We start from the raw sequence: 17,053 nt of genomic DNA, 5'->3' as shown, positions 1-17,053 counted from the left end.
ACACAGGGAGGAAACAAAAATGCAACGCAGGACTTTCACGGCCGCGGGTGCGGCAGCCTTGCTCGGCTCGTTGGCGGGAGTGCCCGCACGCGCGCAGTCGCTTGGCGGCGACGTCCGCTTTCTCTGCGGCTTCGCCCCGGGCGGGACGGCCGATCTGCTGTGCCGCATCCTCGCGGAAGCGGCGACGTCCGAGGTCGGCCAGAAAGTGATCGTCGATACCAAGACCGGCGCCAGCGGCTTCATCGCCAACGAGATCGTGGCCAATGCGGCACCGGATGGCCGCACGATCGGCCTCGCCGCCATGGCTGCGATGTGCGTGTCGCCGGTGATGCCGGGACAGAAGCTGCCGATCAACGTCGACACCGACCTGACGCCGATCGCCAACATCGTGGGCGTCACCAACATGCTGGTCGTCGGCAAGCACATGCAGTACCGGACGATTCCGGAGATCATCGACTTCGCCAAGAAGAACCCCGGCAAGCTCACTTACGCTTCGGCCGGCAACGGCACGTCGCAGCATCTCGCCGCCGAACTGTTCAAGAAGATGGCCGGCATCAATATCCTGCACGTGCCTTATCGCGGCGGTGCGCCCGCGATCCAGGACATGATTTCAGGCAATTGCGACATGATGTTCGGCAACATGCCGGAGTTCCTGGGACAGATTAACGGCGGCGGGCTCATTCCCGTGGCGTTCGGATCGCCCAAGCCGTCTCCCATGTTTCCCAATTTGCCGCTGATCTCGAAATACCTGCCGGGCTTCGAGGTGGTGAACTGGTTCGGCGTGTTCGGGCCGAGGGCCCTGCCGGCCAACCTGACCGACTACTGGAACAAGGCGCTGCGCGCGGCGGTCGCCAAGCCCGAAGTCCAGAAGCGCTTCGCCGAAAGCGGCATGGATACGATCATCGGCTCGCCTGCCGAGTTCAAGGCGACCATCATGGCCGATCGCAAGAAGTGGGAAGGGGTCATCAAGGAAGCCGGCATGCGAGCCGACTGACCGATGCCGCTCGCGGACACTGCGCAGGGCACCCTCCACTACGACGTGGTCGATCAGGTTGCGCCCTGGCGACAGAAACGCCTGCCGATCCTGTTCCATCACGGGATCGGCGCCAGCCCGGGAATCTGGGCGGGCTGGCAGCCGGCACTGGCGGACGCCTTCCGCCTCATGACCTTCGACATGCGCGGCTACGGCCGTTCCACGATCCCGGCAGAGGACTTCAAGTGGTCGCTCGATCTGCTGGTCGAGGACCTGTTCGCGGTCGCCGACGCCGCCGGTGCGGAGCGGTTCCATCTCGTGGGCGAATCGATCGGCGGCACCGTGGCGCTGGCGGCGGCGCTCGCGCGGCCCGGCCGGATCGCCACGCTCACCGTCAGCAACGGCGCCCATCTCGGTGCGTCCATCCAACGAGTCGAAGCCTGGCGCCGCCAACTCGACGAAGGCGGCTCGAAGGGCTGGTCCGACGCCTTCCTGCGCGATCGCTTCCATGACGGCGCCGTGTCGCCGGAGCGGCTGGCATGGTTCGCTGTCGAACAGGAGAAATGGTCGCGTGTCTCCATCCTGAACGCGCTCGGCGTCCTGATCGGCACCGACCTCACCTCCCGCCTGCCCGAAATCAAATGTCCCACTCTGCTGCTGCATCCGGACGGCAGTCCGTTCATTCCGGTGTCCGTCATGGCCGACCTGTTCAAGGGCCTGCCCGATGCCGAGTTGAATGTCTTCGGCCGGTCCCGTCATGGCCTGCCTTTCTCGCACGCTGTGCAATGCGCGCAGGCACTACGGTCTTTCCTCGACTCCCGCAGAGTGGACTGATAGTCGAGTTGTCAGACAACTAAGAACCACGAGGGAACAATGAGACGGATTTTGGCCGGTGCGGCCGCGCTGGCGATCGCGTTTTCGGCGGCTCCCGGATTTGCCCAGGAGAAGCTCAACGTCTGGTGGGTGAAGGGCTTCTACAAGTCCGAGGACGATGCGCTGTTCGCCGCCATCAAGAAATTCGAGGCGAAGACCGGCGTGAAGGTCGACCTGTCCCAGTACGCCGTGCAGGACATGATCCCCAAGACCGTTGCCGCCCTCGATTCGGGCTCGCCGCCCGACATTGCCTACTCGGACACCTATGACGTGCAGGTCGCGGGCAAGTGGGCTTACGACGGCAAACTCGAGGACATTTCCGACGTCATCGAGCCGATGAAGGACCGGTTCGCGCCGGTCACGATCGAGACGGCCTATCTCTATAACGACAAGGCCAAGAAGAAGGCCTTCTACGGCTTTGTCCTGAAGCAGCAGACGCTGCACATCCAGTACTGGAAGGACATGCTGGCGACGGCGGGCTTCAAGGAAAACGACATTCCCGGTACCTGGAAGGAGTACTGGTCTTTCTGGTGCGACAAGGTCCAGCCGGCCTATCGCAAGGCCACCAGCAGCCGCGTCTACGGCATCGGCAACCCGATGGGCGTGGAATCGACCGACTCGTTCCAGTCGTTCCTGAGCTGGGTCGACGCCTACAACGTCAAGCTGGTTGACGATTCGGGCAAGCTGCTGGTCGACGATCCGAAGGTGCGCGCAGGGCTGATTGCTGCGCTGCGCGACTACACCGACATCTATGCCAAGGGCTGCTCGCCGCCCTCGTCGACGACCTGGAAGGATCCCGACAACAACGTCGCCTTCCACAATCGCACGACGATCATGACGCACAACTACACGATCTCGATCGCCGCCAAGTGGCTGGACGACGCCAACAACGAGCAGCTCACGCCCGAGCAGCGCGCCACCGGCCGTAAGGCCTATGACGAGCTGATCGCGACGGCCGGCTTCCCCAAGAAGCCCGACGGCTCGCAGATGGTCTACCGCACGGCCGTCAAGGTCGGCGTTATCTTCCAGGACTCCAAGAACAAGCCGCGCGCGCGCGAGTTCCTGAAGTTCCTGCTCGAGGAAGAGAACCTCCGCCCCTATGTCGAGGGCGCGCTCGGCCGCTGGTTCCCGGTGACGAAGGCCAGCCAGGAGAGCCCGTTCTGGCAGGCCGACAAGCATCGCAAGGCGGTGTACGACCAGTTCAAGGCCGGTACGCTGCCCTTCGAGTTCACCAAGAACTACAAGTTCACCATTCTCAACAACGAGAATGTGTGGGCCAAGGCGATGAATCGCGTGGTGAGCGAGAAAGTCTCGGTCGAGAAGGCCGTGGACGAGATGATCGCCCGCATCAAGGAAGTGGCCAAGTAAGACCGCTTTCGCGAGTACGCGTATGGCGGCGTCCACGATCGACACGATGGCCCCCCGGGAGAAATCCCGGTGGGCCGGCTTCGGCCTGTCGGAGCGGCAGGCCTGGAGCCTGCTGTTCGTCGCGCCCTATGTCGCGATCTTCATCGGCTTTGTCGTGTTCCCGGTGGGCTACAGTTTCTGGCTGGCGCGCAGCCCGCAGCTCTATGTCGAGCTGGCGGCCGATCCGATCTTCCTGCGGACAGTGATCAACACCTTCATCTTCCTGGTCGTGGCCATCAACGTGAAGATGGCGCTCGCGTTGTTCCTGTCCGGTTTCTTCATGCACAAGCGCTGGTGGGTGAAGGTGCTCGCGGTGCTGTTCGTCCTGCCCTGGGCGGTGCCGTCGATCCCGACCATCCTGTCGGTGCGCTTCATGCTCAATCCGGAGTGGGGCGTCATCAATCAGCTGATTTTCAGACTGACCGCCGAGGACGGGCCGAACTGGCTGAACGACCCCGCGCTGGCGCTGACGCTCTCGATGCTGGTGCACATCTGGAAGTCGCTGCCCTTCTGGACGCTGATCCTGCTGGCCGGCCGGCTGGCCATCCCGGGCGAACTCTACGAAGCCGCCTCGGTCGACGGCGCCGGGGCCTGGCACCGTTTCCGCTACATCACCTGGCCGTCGATGAGCACGCTCTACGTCACCTGCACGCTGCTCTCGATGATCTTCACGGTCGGCGACTTCAACAGCGTCTATCTGCTGACCGGCGGCGGCCCGGCCGATCTCACGCATGTGCTGGCGACGCTCGGCATCCGCTACCTGCGTCTCGACCAGGTCGGTCTCGCCATGGCGTCGATCGTGTGCGCGCTGCCGCTGATTCTGCCGCTCGTCTACTTCATGATGCGGCGGCTCTCGCGATGAGCCCGCGCAAAATCCTGCGCACGGTCGGCTTCGAGAGCGGGCTGCTGCTGATCGGGATTCCGGTGCTGCTGTGGACGCTGATCCCGATCTACCACATGCTCCTGTTCGCGATTTCGCCCAAGGATGCGGCCTTCTCGGGCCAGCTCTGGCCGACGAATCCGACCCTGCGCAACTTCGGAACGGTGCTCAGCCAGAAGCACCATTTCCTCAATCACTTCTGGCTGCAGATGTTCAACTCGCTGGTCATCTCGGTCGGCACGGCGGCGATCACGCTGTTCGTGGCGACCGCCGCGGCCTTTGCGATCAGTCGCCTGCGCATGAAGGGCGGCCGCATGGTGATGAACCTGGCGCTGCTGACCTACTTCATCCCGGCCGCGTTCCTGGCGGTGCCCATGTACAAGACCATGGGCATGTACGGGCTGCTGAACAACGACTGGGCGCTGGTGCTCGCGATGGCGACGATCGCCTCGCCCTATGCGATCTGGATCCTGCGCCAGGCGTCCGACAAGCTGCCGGTCGAACTCGACGAGGCCGCCATGATCGACGGCGCCTCGCCGTTCCAGCTCTTCCGCCTGATCTACCTGCCGCTGATGGTGCCGTCGCTGATCGCCGTCGGCACCTATGCGCTGCTGCTGGCGTGGAACGAGTATCTCTACGCGTTCCTGCTGCTGTCGAAGAACACGGCGATCACCCTGCCGGTGGCGCTGGGCAACTTCCTCTCGGCCGACGATTCGCCTTGGGAACTGCTGATGACGGCAGGCTTCCTCTACGCGCTGCCGCCGGCGGCCATCTACTATGCATTCCGCCGCTACATGTCGTCGGGCCTCACCGCGGGCGCGGTGAAGGGCTAGGGTTCACCCGCGCCGCATGCGCTTGCGGGTGGCGAAGGACGCCCGCATCGATTCGGCGACCTGCTCGACTTCGGCGCGCCAGCGCAGCGTGGGATCCCAGATGGCGGCGAGGTCCATGCCGAGCACGATGCCGTTGGCGATGATCTTGGCCGTGTGAAGGTCGGTGCGTGTGGTCGCCGGGATGACGGCCGTGCCGAGGCCGGCCCGGGCCAGCGCAAGGATCACCGTTCCCGAACCGCCCTCGTGGCGGATGCTGGGCGACAGCGACAGCAGCCGCAGGGCTGCATCGAGAGTCAGACGCGACTGATATCCGCGATCCAGCACCAGCAGGTCGCGCTCGCACAGCGCCCGGAGGTCGATTCCGCTCCGGCGTTCGCTGGCGCTGAAGGGCTTCGGTGATGCAGCGAGGATGTCCAGGCGCACGATCTGGTGCTCGACGAGGCCGGTGTCGTAGCGCGGGCGCCCGGTGATGCCCATCGACGCCTCGCCGCTCAGCACCAGGTTCTCGATCTCGACGCCGTTGGCCTCGATGACGCCGATGCGGATGTTCGGCTTGGTCTGGATGAAGTCGGCGATCCGCGGCGCCACCACCGTCTCGATCGTATGGGCGGTCGCGGCGACCGTGATGTGCACCGCGGGCTGCACGCTGTTGACCCGGGCCGCCGCTTCGAGCCTGGCGATGCCTTCCAGCGCCGCCGAGGCCAGCGGCAGCAGGTCGTGCGCATCGCTGGTGGCCGCCATGCCGCGGCCCGACGGCTCGAACAGGGACAGGCCGAGCCGATGCTGGAATTCCGTGATGCGGCGGGACAGGGCCGATTGCGAAATGTTGAGGCGCTCCGCGGCTTCCACCAGCGATCCCGAGCGATAGACGGCCACGAAGGACTCGAGGAGACGCTTGTCCATTCCTGCGAAAGCCTCAGCAATAAGTCTGCAGACAATGCACTTCATGCATAAGGTGGATCGGTGCTAGCGCTGCGTCAACCGCGCCCGTGGTGGGGCGGATCGAGAAGGAACACAGGGATGCAGCGCCGACACCTCCTTACGCTCGGAACCGCCGCCGCCGGATCGATCGTCGCGAGCCGGATCTCGCAGGCGCAGGGCGCCTATCCCGATCGGCCGATCACCCTCGTCGTCGCCGCGCCTCCGGGCGGCGGCACCGACATCGTGGGCCGCATGTTCGCCGATCACCTGTCCCGGGAGTTCGGCCAGCAGGTCATCGTCGACAACAAGGGCGGTGGCAACGGCAACATCGCCACGGCTCTCGTCGCGAAGGCGAAGCCGGATGGGTACACGCTGCTGATGCAGTATTCGTCGTTCCATTCGGCGAACCCGGCGATGATCAAGAACCTGAACTGGTCGCCCAAGGACCTGACCGGTGTCGCCATGGGCGCGATCGCCCCGCAGCTCATCGTCATTGCCAAGAAGGTGCCGGCCGACAATCTCAAGGACTTCATCGCCTACGCCAAGGCCAATCCGGGCAAGCTGAACTATGCGTCGTTCGGGCCGGGCTCGGTCGCCCATATCGGCGGTGTGCTGCTGAACAAGGCGGCCGGCATCGATCTCGTCCATATCCCGTACAAGGGGGCGGGGCCGGTGAGCGCCGACCTCGTGGCGGGGCAGGTGGAGCTGGCGGTCATGAGTCCGCCCTCGCTCGCGGCCCATATCCGCAACGGCAACGTGAAGGCGCTGGCCATTGCGAACGAGGCGCGTCATCCCGCGTTCCCGGAGATTCCCACGACGGCCGAAGCGGGCCTGCCGAGTTTCGTGTTCGATGCCTGGTACGGGATGTTCGCACCGGCGGGCACACCCAAGCCGATCATAGACAAGTTGAATGCGGCGATGAGGAAGATCGCCAGGCTCGATGTCGTGGTCGAACGCTCGACCCAGCTCGGGACCGTCCTCAAGGACTGGACCCCGGAGCAGTTCGATCGGTTCGTCGCCGCGGAAGGCGAGGTCTGGTCGAAGCTGATCCGGGAAAACAAGATCACCCTCGACGAATAGAGACGAGAGGAATCCGGCTCTTTCCATCCCCCCTGGAGACAATCATGACAGGTTCCCTGAACGCCAATGCCGGCCCGCGTATCCGCTACAAGGCCGAGGAGGGTGCGCCCTACGAGACGATCACCGTCGACAAGCTGACGCCGATCATCGGCGCGGAGCTGGGCGGCATCGATCTCAGCAAGCCGCTGTCGAACCGCCAGCAGGACGAAATCCACCGGGCCCTGGCCGAGAATCTGGTGATCTTCTTCCGCGATCAGGTGCTCACGCCCGAGCAGCACATGTCGTTCGGCCGCCTGTTCGGCGAGCTGCATGTCCATCCCGCCGCGCCGCATGAGCCGGGCGTGCCGGAAATGATGCGTATCCACTCCGACAGGAACAGCCCGCGCGCCAACGGCGAGGGGTGGCATACCGACGTAAGCTGCGAGGTCGAGCCGCCGATGGGCTCCATCCTCCACATCAAGACCTGCCCGCCGCGCGGCGGCGACACGCTGTTCGCCAACATGTACGCGGCCTACGACGCGCTGTCAGACCGCATGAAGGCCTATCTCGACGGCATGATCGCGCTGCATGACGGCGAGCCGGTCTATCGCGGCCTGTTCAAGCCGATCGGCGTGGCCGACAAGGCCGAGTATCCCCGCGCCGAGCATCCGGTGGTGCGCACCCATCCGGTCACCGGCCGGAAGTGCCTCTACGTCAATGCCGGCTTCACCAGCCGCCTGCTCGGCGTGCCGCGCGACGAGGGCGACGCGATCCTACGCTATCTCTACCAGCACATGGAGAACCCGCTGTTCCAGTGCCGCTTCCGCTGGCGCGAGAACTCGATCGCCTTCTGGGACAATCGCTGCGCCCAGCACCGCGCCATGTGGGATTACTGGCCCCACACCCGCAGTGGCCACCGCGTCACGGTGAAGGGCGACCGCCCCTTCTAGGATCAGGCTCCCTTCGGCAGCGTCGCCATGAAGGCCTTGAGCCGCGGTGCCCATTTGGCGGCGTCGAGGCCCGAGGCGGAGTGGCCGAGTTCGCTGTCGATCTCGAAATAATCGGCGGTCACGCCGGCGGCCTTCAGTTTCTCCATCACCGCCGGCGCGATCGAGGGCGGGAAGAGCTTGTCGGTGCGCGAGATCACGTAGAGTACCTTGGCTCTGATCTTCGACATGTCCTTCTCGGCGTCGAAGTTCACGCTGGCGCGACGCAGCACGACCAGCGAATTGCCGTCGAATACCTTGGACCAGCTTTCGGCGCGCTTCACGATCTCGGCCTCGCGCGCGGCCTTGTCGGGGAACTGCGCGGCGAGCTGCTCCTCGATGCCGTAGCGCTTCAGGGTCGCCACGCGCATGTCGGTCAGGACCCTGGTGATCCCGCCATTCTCGTAATAGCGCCCGCCGTTCCAGTTCGGGTCCTTGGCCAGCACGTCGATCAGTGCCTTGACCGAGGCTTCGCCACCCGAGCCCTTGGGCGCGCTCACCACCGGCACCAGCCCGTCCATGAAATCGGGATAGGTGACGCCCCACTGGAAGGTCTGGTAGCCGCCGAAGGAAGGGCCGGCGACCGCCACGAGATGCTTCACGCCGAGACCGTCGAGCAGGGCCTTCTGCGCGTTGACGATGTCGACCAGCGTGATGGTCGGGAAATCGGGGCCGTAGGGCTTCCCGGTCTTCGGGTTCACCTGCGCCGGATTGGTCGAGCCGTAGGACGAGCCCAGCATGTTGGACGACACGACGAACAACCTGTTCGTGTCGATCGCCTTGCCGGGGCCGACCAGCCCGTCCCACGAGCCTTCCGCGCCGTTGGCGCCCGCGCGACCTGCCATGTGCTGGCTCGACGTGTAGCCGTGAGTCAGCAGCACGCCGTTGCGGCCATCGGGTGCCAGCGTGCCGTAGGTCTCGTAGGCAATCCTGACGTCGGGCATGACGGTGCCGCTCTCGAGGCGGAACTCCTTCATGGTGAAGAGCTGCTTCTGGACGTTCACGAGTTCTCCCTGGGCGGAAGCGCCCCTGCCGATCAGGAACGGCGCGGCGGAAAGAGCGGCTAGCAGTGGGCGGCGGGGCAGCGACGACGTCATCGGTTCCTCCTCGGTCAGGCGCGGGCGGGCTGGAGCGGCAGGTCGGCGATGGCGTGCGCGGCCAGTCGCTTGCGATCCCTCTCGGGACGGATGAAGAGCAGGCCGATGATGCCGCCGGCGAGGAGCAGCACGCCGAGGATGACGTAGCCCTGCTCGTAGCCGGCGATCGGCGTTGCCGCGTTCTGGATCATCGAGCCCATGATCCGGGGTGCGAGGACGCCGGCGAACGTCACGACCGACGTGGTGATGGCCAGCATCGCCGCGCGCTGCGGATGCGGGGTCAGTTCGCTGATGATCATGGGAAGGACGACGTAGATCGTGCTGCCGATGGCGGAACCGAAGACCAGGGCGGCGATCTTGAGACCGTCCGTCGGCATCGCGCCGACGAAGGGAAGCACGCAGCCGCCGGCGACGATGGTGAGACACGGCAGGACGCCGCGGCAGAGGCGGCTGGACACACCTTTCCTCTTCAGTCTCTGGGAAACGTAACCTCCGGCCAGGACCACGAGGGCGCCGAAGACCCAGGGCAGGACGGTCAGGTTGCCTCCCAGCTTCTGGCTGAAGCCGAGGCCCGCGACGAGGTAGGACGTGAACCAGGTGAGGCCCAGCGCCAGGCCCCAGTAGCTGGCGAAGCCCGCGGCGCAGGCGGCGAGGATTGTCGGGCAGGTGAGCAGGTAGCGATAGGGCACGCGCTCGTTGCTGCCGCCGGTGTTGCTCACCGGAGCATCGACGAGTGTGCCCTCGCGGCCGAAGATCAGCCACAGCACGGCCCAGGCCAGGCCCGCGATGCCGAGCGCGCCGAACGCCCAGTGCCACGAGTATTTTTCGATGATCCAGTTGAGCAGCGGCACGGCGATGATGACGCCGAAGGCCGATCCCTGTGCGATCACCGCCGTCGGCAATCCGCGCAGCGAGTCGGGAAACCACTTGTAGATGGCGTGGGTCGCGACCGGACCGGCCGGCCCTTCGCCCGCACCCAGGATGACGCGGCAGATGATGAGCGTCTCCAGGCTCACCATGCCCAGCATCGGAAACTGGACGATCGACCAGAGGATCGCCATGACCAGCAGCGTGTGCTTGGTCTTCACGCGGTTGGAGATGAAGCCGACGACGATCGCCGAGACCGCGAACAGCAGGAAGAACGCCGAGCCGATGTCGCCGAACTGTTCCGGCGTCAGTCCGAGGTCACGCGTGAGAGGAACGGCCGCGAGCCCCACGACGACCTTGTCGGCGAAATTGATCAGCATGAAGAGAAAGAGCAGGGCGGTCATGCCCCAGGCCCCTTTGAGGGGCCGATCCTGAACGGTCACGCGGCGTCACTCCCCACTCGCCCGTTGTCGTCGAGCTTTCGCACATCAGACGTGAGCACCGATGGCCCGTCAAGGAACGGGAGCGCTCCCTTGGATCGGGAAAGAAAAAGGGGCGCCTCGCGGCGCCCCTCCTTGTAGGTCACGATCCGCGAGGGATCAGTTCTTCACGAACGGGCACTTGCCGTCCTTCATCGGGCGAAAGGCCTCGTTGCCCGGCACCGTGGCGATCAGCTTGTAGATGTCGTCCTTGCTCTTGGACTCCGCCGGCGACTTGACCTGGAACAGGTACATGTCGCGTTCCAGGCGGCCGTCCTCGCGCAGCTTGCCGTTCTTCGTCATGACGTCGTTGACGGGGATTTCCCGCATCTTCGCCATCACCGCTTTCGGGTCGTCGGTCCCCGCGGCCTGCACCGCCTTGAGATAGTGCAGCGTCGAGCTGTAGACGCCGACCGTCAGCATGCTGGGGATCTTGTCCTTCTTGGCGCGGAAACGCTTGGTCCAGGCGCGGGTCTCGTCGTTGAGATCCCAGTAGAACGCCTCGGTGAGGACGAGGCCCTGCGCCACCGGCAGGGTGAGAGCGGCCACGTCGGTCGAGAAGACCAGGAGGCCGGCGAGGCGCTGGCCACTCTTGGTGATGCCGAACTCGCCGGCCTGCTTGATCGAGTTGATCGTGTCCTGGCCCGCGTTGGCAAGGCCGATGACCTTGGCCTTCGAGGCCTGCGCCTGCAGCAGGAACGACGAGAAGTCCTGCGTGCTGAGCGGATGCCTGACGCCGCCCAGCACCTTGCCGCCGGCCGCCGTAACGACCGCCGTGACGTCGCGCTCCAGCGCATGGCCGAACGCATAGTCGGCGGTGAGGAAGTACCAGGAGTCGCCGCCGTCCTTGACGACCGCGCCGCCGGTCACCTTGGCCAGCGAGTAGGTGTCGTAGACCCAGTGCGCGCCCGTCGGCGAGCAGGCCGGACCGGTGAGGTCGGCCGAGGCCGCGCCAGTGTTGATGTCGATCATGCCCTTTTCCTGGGCAATCTTGCGCACCGCCAGCGCCACCGACGATGTGCCGATGCCGGTGATCATCTTCACGCCGTCGACGTCGTACCACTTGCGGGCGATGGCCGCGCCGACATCGGGCTTGGTCTGGTGGTCGGCCTGCAGGATTTCGATCGGACGGCCGAGGACCTTGCCGCCGAAATCGTCGATCGCCATCTGGATGGCCTCGACCTCACCCTGGGTCAGGTCGCCATAGACGCCCGAGAAGCCTTCCATGACGCCGATCTTGAGTGGCTGAGGCGCCTGGGCCTGGGCGTAGGCCGCCAGGCCGACGACGGCGAGGCCGGCCACGGCGGCGGCGGCTCCGGCGCGCCTGATGCTGGTCTTGAACTTCATGAACTCGATCCTCCCAATGTGTTCCCCGTTTCTGGTGGCCGAAATCTAGCCGCGAGGCGAAGCGGACGCCAGTGCTGGACAGACGCACAAAGCTTCGATTAATTCGCCGCACAGGGAGAGCCGATGGCCAAAGAAGAAATAATTCTCGAGGCGACAGGACTGACGAAGGAGTTCAAGGGCTTCATCGCGGTCAAGAACGTCAATCTGCGGGTGAAGCGGCACACAATTCACGCGTTGATCGGGCCAAATGGCGCGGGCAAGACGACGTGCTTCAACCTGCTGACGCACTTCCTGTCGCCGACGGCCGGCCAGATCCATTTCAACGGGCGCAACATCACCGGCAGCTCGCCGGCCGCGATCGCCCGCATGGGGCTGGCCCGGTCCTTCCAGATCTCGGCCGTGTTTCCCCATCTCAGCGTGCGCGAGAACGTCCGCGTCGCCCTGCAACGCAAGCTGGGTATTTCCTTCCAGTTCTGGCGTTCCGAGAACGTGCTCACCCGGCTCGATGCCCGGGCGCTGGAACTGGTGGCCGCCGTCGGTCTCGCCGAATTCGCGGAAGCCCAGGCCGTCGACCTTCCCTATGGCCGCAAGCGCGCCCTGGAGATCGCCACCACCCTGGCTCTGGAGCCCGAGATGATGCTGCTCGACGAGCCGATGGCCGGCCTCGGGCAGGAAGACATCAAGCGAATCGCCTCCCTGATCCGCACCGTCGCCAAGGACCGCACCGTCCTGATGGTCGAGCACAACATGTCCGTCGTCGCCGACCTCTCGGACACGATCACCGTGCTGGCGCGCGGCGAAGTGCTGGCCGAGGGGCCTTACGCCACGGTCTCCAAACACCCCGCCGTCGTCGAGGCTTATGTCGGAACCGGTCATGGCTGAGACATTGTTGAAAGTCGCGGGCCTGCAGGCCTGGTACGGCGAGTCGCACATCCTGCACGGCGTCGATTTCGAGATCCGCCGCGGCGAGCTCGTTACCTTGCTGGGGCGCAACGGCGCGGGGAAGACCACGACCCTGCGGTCGATCATGGGCATCCTGGGCAAGCGCACGGGATCGATCACCTTCGAGGGAAGGGAGACGATCGGCATGACGTCCGATTACATCGCCCGCCTCGGCATCGCCTACTGCCCCGAGGAGCGCGGAATCTTCTCGAGCCTGAACGTCGACGAGAACCTGAGACTGCCTCCGGTCGTCAAGCCGGGCGGGCTTAGCATCGAGGAAATCTACAAGCTCTTCCCGAATCTTCTCGAGCGGCGGTACAGCCAGGGCACCAAGCTGTCCGGCGGCGAGCAGCAGATGCTGGCCATCGGCCGGATTTTGCGCACCGGCGCCACGCTGCTGCTGCTCGACGAGCCGACGGAAGGGCTGGCGCCAGTCATCGTCCAGCGCATCGGCGAAATCATCCGCCAGCTCAAGAGCCGGGGCTTCACCATCCTGCTGGTCGAACAGAACTTCCATTTCGCGGCCACGGTTGCGGACCGCCACTATGTGATGGAGGACGGGCGCGTGATCGACACGGTCGCCTCGAGCGACGTGCAGCAGAGCATCGGCAAGCTGCAATCCTATCTGGGGGTATGAGGCCGCCATGTTCGAACTTCTAGGCATTCCTCCCCAGGCGCTGTTCGGCCAGCTTCTGCTCGGCCTGATCAACGGCGCCTTCTACGCCATGCTGAGCCTCGGCCTGGCCGTGATCTTCGGCATGCTGAACGTCATCAACTTCACGCACGGCGCCCAGTACATGATGGGCGCCTTCGCGGCCTGGCTGCTGCTCGGCATCTTCGACGTGCCGTTCTGGGCCTCGCTCGTCATCGCCCCGATCATCGTCGGCCTGTTCGGTATTGTTCTCGAGAAGCTGATATTGAAGCGCATCTATCATCTCGACCATCTCTACGGCTTCCTGCTGACCTTCGGCCTGGCGCTGGTGATCGAAGGTCTCTTCCAGTGGAAGTGGGGATCCTCGGGCGCTCCCTATCCCAACCCGATCCCCGGCGGCTTCAATCTCGGCTTCATGTTCCTGCCGACCTATCGAGGCTTCGTCGTGGTGGCGGCGCTCGTGATCTGCCTCGCCACCTGGTACGGCATCGAGCGCACCAAGCTCGGCGCCTATCTGCGCGCAGCCACCGAGAACCCGACACTGGTCCGCGCCTTCGGCATCAACGTGCCGCGCCTGATCACTCTCACCTACGGGCTGGGCGTGGCGCTGGCCGCGCTGGCGGGAGTGCTCGCCGCACCGATCCAGCAGGTATCGGCACTGATGGGCGTCAACCTCGTGTTGATCGTCTTCGCGGTCGTGGTGATCGGCGGCATGGGCTCGATCATGGGGTCGATCGTCACCGGCTTCGGCCTGGGCCTGGTCGAGGGCCTGACGAAGGTCTTCTACCCCCCGGCCTCCAACACGGTGATCTTCGTCGTCATGGCGCTCGTCCTGCTGATCAAGCCGGCCGGCCTGTTCGGGCAGACCAAATGAACGCGACACGCATAGGCTACGCCCTCCTGATCGTGCTGGCGCTGGTTGCGCCGGCCTTCGCCTATCCCGTCTTCCTGATGAAGGCGCTGTGCTTCGCGCTGTTCGCCTGCGCGTTCAACCTGCTCCTGGGCTATGCCGGCCTCATGAGCTTCGGCCATGCCATGTTCTTCGGCATGGCGGGCTATTTCTATGGTCATGTCGTGAAGGCGTGGGACATGGCGCCCGAACTCGGCCTGCTGCTCGGCGTGGCCGGTGCGGCGCTGCTGGGCCTCGTGACCGGTGCGCTCGCGATCCGCCGTCAGGGCATCTACTTCGCCATGATCACGCTCGCCTTCGCGCAGATGGTCTATTTCTTCTGCATCCAGGCGCCGTTCACCGGCGGTGAGGATGGCTTGCAGGGCATCCCCCGCAAGGCGCTGCTCGGCGGCCTGATCCCGATCAAGGACGACAAGGTCCTGTACTACGTCGTGCTGGCGATCTTCCTGTTCGGCTACGCCGCCATCTATCGCGTCATCCATTCGCCCTTCGGGCAGGTGCTGAAGGCCATTCGAGACAACGAACAGCGCGCCAAGTCGCTGGGCTATGAGGCCGATCGCTACAAGCTGCTGGCCTTCGTCCTGTCGGCGGCGCTGGCCGGCCTTGCCGGCGCCACCAAGGCGATGGTGCAGCAGTTCGCGACCCTCACGGACGTAGCGGCCTCGACCTCCGGCGAGGTCGTTTTGATGGCGCTGGTCGGCGGCCTCGGCACCATCGTCGGCCCGGTGGTCGGTGCCTTCATCATCGTCACCATGCAGAACTACCTGGCCTTCACCGGCGAGTTCGTGCTGGTGATCCAGGGGGCCATCTTCGTGGTGATCGTGCTCGCATTCCGCAAGGGCGTCGTCGGCGAACTCGCGGATTGGTGGAAACGGCGCCAGGCGCGCTAGCGGATGGCCAGCGCGCGCAAGCCCCTCTCGTGGCGGCTGGTTCCCGCGCTCGGCCTCCTCATTGCCCTCGCGATTTCCCTGGCCATCGGCCGCGGCTCGCTCTCGCCGACCATGGCCGCCGTGTTGCCCGTCATCGAGCTGGCGGTGCTTATGGCCACGGTCTTCTCCTCGGTCCATCACGCCGACGTCATCGCCCATCGCCTGGGCGAACCCTACGGCACGCTCGTGCTGACCGTGGCCGTGACGGTGATCGAGGTGGCGCTGATCCTCTCGATCATGTTCGCGGGCGAGGGTAACGAGGGGCTCGCGCGCGAGACGGTCTTCTCCGTGATCATGGTCGTCTGCAACGGCATGGTGGGCCTGTGCCTGATCGTGGGCGGGCTTCGCTACGGCGAGCAGGGTTTCCGCCTGCCGGGCGCCAACGCCTATCTCGTGGTGCTGATGCCGCTCGCCACGCTGACGCTGATCCTGCCGACCTATACGACCAGCGCACCCGGCCCGTTCTATTCGCCGACCCAGCTCGTCTTCGTAAGCTTCGTCACCCTCGTCCTCTATGGCGTCTTCCTCTACGTCCAGACGATCCGTCATCGCGACTACTTTCTCTCGGATTCCGGCGAGGGCCATGGCGAGGCCGGCGGCGGCCCAACGCCGACCGAGTTCTGGGAAAGCGTCGGCCAGCTCGTGGTCTCTCTGGTCGCGGTGGTGCTCCTGGCCAAGGGCTTCTCCGGCTCGGTTGAGAAGGTCGTCACCGCCGTCGGCGCGCCGCGCGATGCCATCGGCCTGCTGGTCGCGCTGCTGGTGCTGCTGCCCGAAACCCTGGCCGCGCTGCGCGCGGCCCGGCGCAACGAGCTGCAGAAGAGCCTGAACCTCGCGCTCGGCTCTTCCCTGGCCACGATCGGACTTACCATCCCGGCGGTCAGTCTGCTGGCGATGGTCCTGAACCAGCCGCTCGCGCTCGGCATCGACACGCACGACATCGTGCTGCTGGTCCTGACGTTCGGCGTCAGCCTCGTGACCTTCGGTGGAGGGCGGACGAACATCCTGCCGGGCTTCGTTCACCTGGTCCTGTTCGCGACCTTCGTCTTCCTGATTTTCGTGCCGTGAGGCGGCGCGGGTGACGGGGGCGGGCAGGGCTCTTGCCCGCCGCCGCCTTTCGCGCGAAGAACGAAGCCGTACCCAGGGGGAAACGACCGACATGTCCGAGCTTTCCGAAGACCAGCTGTTCGCCGAGCTGCGCAAGATCGACACGCCGACCATTACCAACGTGGTCGCGACCTATCCGAAGAATCCCCTCTGCCTCGGCCTCTACAACCCGTGGACCGAGAACTGGTACACCGACACCTCGATCCGCTGCATGTATCCGGAGATGGGCGCGCTCATCGGCTATGCCGTTACCTGCGTGTACGGCCTGCCAGACCCGAACTTCGCCGGCCGTCTCACCTTCATGGACGTGGTCGATGCGCTCGACGCCATGAAGAAGCCGACCATCCTGGTCATCCAGCAGAAGTGGCCCCCGGAGCTGATGAACAAGGCGGGCCTCGCCGGCGAGATGATGACGACCTCGATGCAGGCCGTCGGCTGCGTCGGCCTGCTGTCGAACGGCCCGTCGCGCGACGTCGATGCGATCCGCCGCATGAAGTTCCAGATGCTGCTGGGCGGCGTCACGGCCGGGCACGGCGACATGGCGGTCCAGTCGGTCAACGCCCCGGTGTCGGTCGGCGGCATGGACGTGGCGCCGGGCGAGCTGATCCACATGGACGAGAACGGCGCCGTGAAGTTTCCCGCACAGCATGCCCGCGCCGTACTGAAGAACGCCCAGGCGATGCTGGCCGACGAGGCCGAGAAGCTCGAGATGATGCGCAAGGCCAAGACCGCCGCCGAGATCCGCGCGATCAACTCCGGCGGCACCTACGGCGCGAAGAAGGGATAAGTCGTGT

17 protein-coding genes are annotated in these 17,053 nt (G+C 65.3%); 13 read left to right on the top strand and 4 right to left on the bottom strand.

Annotated elements, in window-relative coordinates; translation table 11 throughout:
- The first annotated feature begins 19 nt into the window (after positions 1-19).
- The 5 genes from KQ910_RS00180 to KQ910_RS00160 are packed head-to-tail and all read left to right on the top strand — an operon-like array spanning position 20 to position 4,966.
- Positions 20-994: a Bug family tripartite tricarboxylate transporter substrate binding protein gene (locus KQ910_RS00180; RefSeq protein WP_216955713.1), complete on the top strand. Its 975-nt coding sequence runs from the start codon at positions 20-22 to the stop codon at positions 992-994.
- Between the two features lie 3 nt (positions 995-997).
- Positions 998-1,807, top strand: a complete 810-nt coding sequence (locus tag KQ910_RS00175) for an alpha/beta fold hydrolase (RefSeq protein ID WP_216955709.1) — start codon at positions 998-1,000, stop codon at positions 1,805-1,807.
- A gap of 39 nt (positions 1,808-1,846) precedes the next feature.
- Complete coding sequence (locus tag KQ910_RS00170; RefSeq protein WP_216955706.1) at positions 1,847-3,214, top strand: ABC transporter substrate-binding protein; 1,368 nt, start codon at positions 1,847-1,849, stop codon at positions 3,212-3,214.
- 46 nt (positions 3,215-3,260) lie between these two features.
- Positions 3,261-4,115, top strand: coding sequence for a carbohydrate ABC transporter permease (locus KQ910_RS00165; RefSeq protein WP_216963459.1), 855 nt, complete (start codon positions 3,261-3,263; stop codon positions 4,113-4,115).
- A complete protein-coding gene (locus KQ910_RS00160; protein ID WP_216955703.1) occupies positions 4,112-4,966 on the top strand; it encodes a carbohydrate ABC transporter permease in 855 nt (284 codons plus the stop codon). The genes KQ910_RS00165 and KQ910_RS00160 overlap by 4 nt, the downstream gene beginning before the upstream one ends.
- Before the next feature lie 3 nt (positions 4,967-4,969).
- Here the strand turns inward: KQ910_RS00160 and KQ910_RS00155 are convergent, their stop codons facing one another.
- The gene (locus KQ910_RS00155; RefSeq protein ID WP_216955700.1) at positions 4,970-5,869 is read right to left on the bottom strand and encodes a LysR family transcriptional regulator; all 900 of its coding nucleotides are present in this window, start codon (positions 5,867-5,869) and stop codon (positions 4,970-4,972) included.
- A 117-nt stretch (positions 5,870-5,986) separates the two neighbouring features.
- Between KQ910_RS00155 and KQ910_RS00150 the strand changes: the two genes are divergently transcribed.
- Positions 5,987-6,967, top strand: coding sequence for a Bug family tripartite tricarboxylate transporter substrate binding protein (locus tag KQ910_RS00150; RefSeq protein ID WP_216955697.1), 981 nt, complete (start codon positions 5,987-5,989; stop codon positions 6,965-6,967).
- Positions 6,968-7,011: 44 nt separating this feature from the next.
- Positions 7,012-7,896, top strand: coding sequence for a TauD/TfdA dioxygenase family protein (locus KQ910_RS00145; protein ID WP_216955694.1), 885 nt, complete (start codon positions 7,012-7,014; stop codon positions 7,894-7,896).
- Positions 7,897-7,898: 2 nt separating this feature from the next.
- On the opposite strand, the gene KQ910_RS00140 is transcribed toward KQ910_RS00145, so the two are convergent.
- From KQ910_RS00140 to KQ910_RS00130, 3 genes are all read right to left on the bottom strand, one after another.
- Positions 7,899-9,029: a homoserine O-acetyltransferase family protein gene (locus KQ910_RS00140; protein WP_216955692.1), complete on the bottom strand. Its 1,131-nt coding sequence runs from the start codon at positions 9,027-9,029 to the stop codon at positions 7,899-7,901.
- A gap of 14 nt (positions 9,030-9,043) precedes the next feature.
- Positions 9,044-10,300, bottom strand: coding sequence for an MFS transporter (locus KQ910_RS00135; protein WP_216955689.1), 1,257 nt, complete (start codon positions 10,298-10,300; stop codon positions 9,044-9,046).
- 195 nt (positions 10,301-10,495) lie between these two features.
- Positions 10,496-11,722 (bottom strand): ABC transporter substrate-binding protein, encoded by a 1,227-nt coding sequence (locus KQ910_RS00130; RefSeq protein ID WP_216955686.1) that lies wholly within the window; start codon positions 11,720-11,722, stop codon positions 10,496-10,498.
- Between the two features lie 123 nt (positions 11,723-11,845).
- Here KQ910_RS00130 and KQ910_RS00125 point away from each other — a divergent pair, with 123 nt between their 5' ends.
- The 6 genes from KQ910_RS00125 (at position 11,846) to KQ910_RS00100 (ending at position 17,046) form a co-directional block, all read left to right on the top strand.
- Positions 11,846-12,604 carry an ABC transporter ATP-binding protein gene (locus tag KQ910_RS00125; protein ID WP_216955683.1) on the top strand — a complete coding sequence of 253 codons (759 nt, stop codon included), beginning with the start codon at positions 11,846-11,848 and terminating at the stop codon, positions 12,602-12,604.
- Positions 12,597-13,301, top strand: a complete 705-nt coding sequence (locus KQ910_RS00120) for an ABC transporter ATP-binding protein (protein WP_369408261.1) — start codon at positions 12,597-12,599, stop codon at positions 13,299-13,301. The genes KQ910_RS00125 and KQ910_RS00120 overlap by 8 nt, the downstream gene beginning before the upstream one ends.
- A 7-nt stretch (positions 13,302-13,308) precedes the next feature.
- Positions 13,309-14,190: a branched-chain amino acid ABC transporter permease gene (locus KQ910_RS00115; RefSeq protein ID WP_216955678.1), complete on the top strand. Its 882-nt coding sequence runs from the start codon at positions 13,309-13,311 to the stop codon at positions 14,188-14,190.
- A complete protein-coding gene (locus KQ910_RS00110) occupies positions 14,187-15,116 on the top strand; it encodes a branched-chain amino acid ABC transporter permease (RefSeq protein WP_216955675.1) in 930 nt (309 codons plus the stop codon). Before KQ910_RS00115 ends, KQ910_RS00110 begins: the two co-directional genes overlap by 4 nt.
- A 3-nt stretch (positions 15,117-15,119) precedes the next feature.
- Positions 15,120-16,220, top strand: a complete 1,101-nt coding sequence (locus KQ910_RS00105) for a calcium:cation antiporter (protein WP_216955672.1) — start codon at positions 15,120-15,122, stop codon at positions 16,218-16,220.
- A gap of 91 nt (positions 16,221-16,311) precedes the next feature.
- Positions 16,312-17,046 (top strand): RraA family protein, encoded by a 735-nt coding sequence (locus KQ910_RS00100; protein ID WP_216955670.1) that lies wholly within the window; start codon positions 16,312-16,314, stop codon positions 17,044-17,046.
- The last annotated feature ends 7 nt before the right edge of the window (positions 17,047-17,053 follow it).

The sequence above is a fragment of the Reyranella humidisoli genome, from assembly GCF_019039055.1.
Taxonomy (GTDB): Bacteria; Pseudomonadota; Alphaproteobacteria; order Reyranellales; family Reyranellaceae; genus Reyranella; species Reyranella humidisoli.
This window is presented reverse-complemented; position numbering and strand designations above follow the sequence as displayed.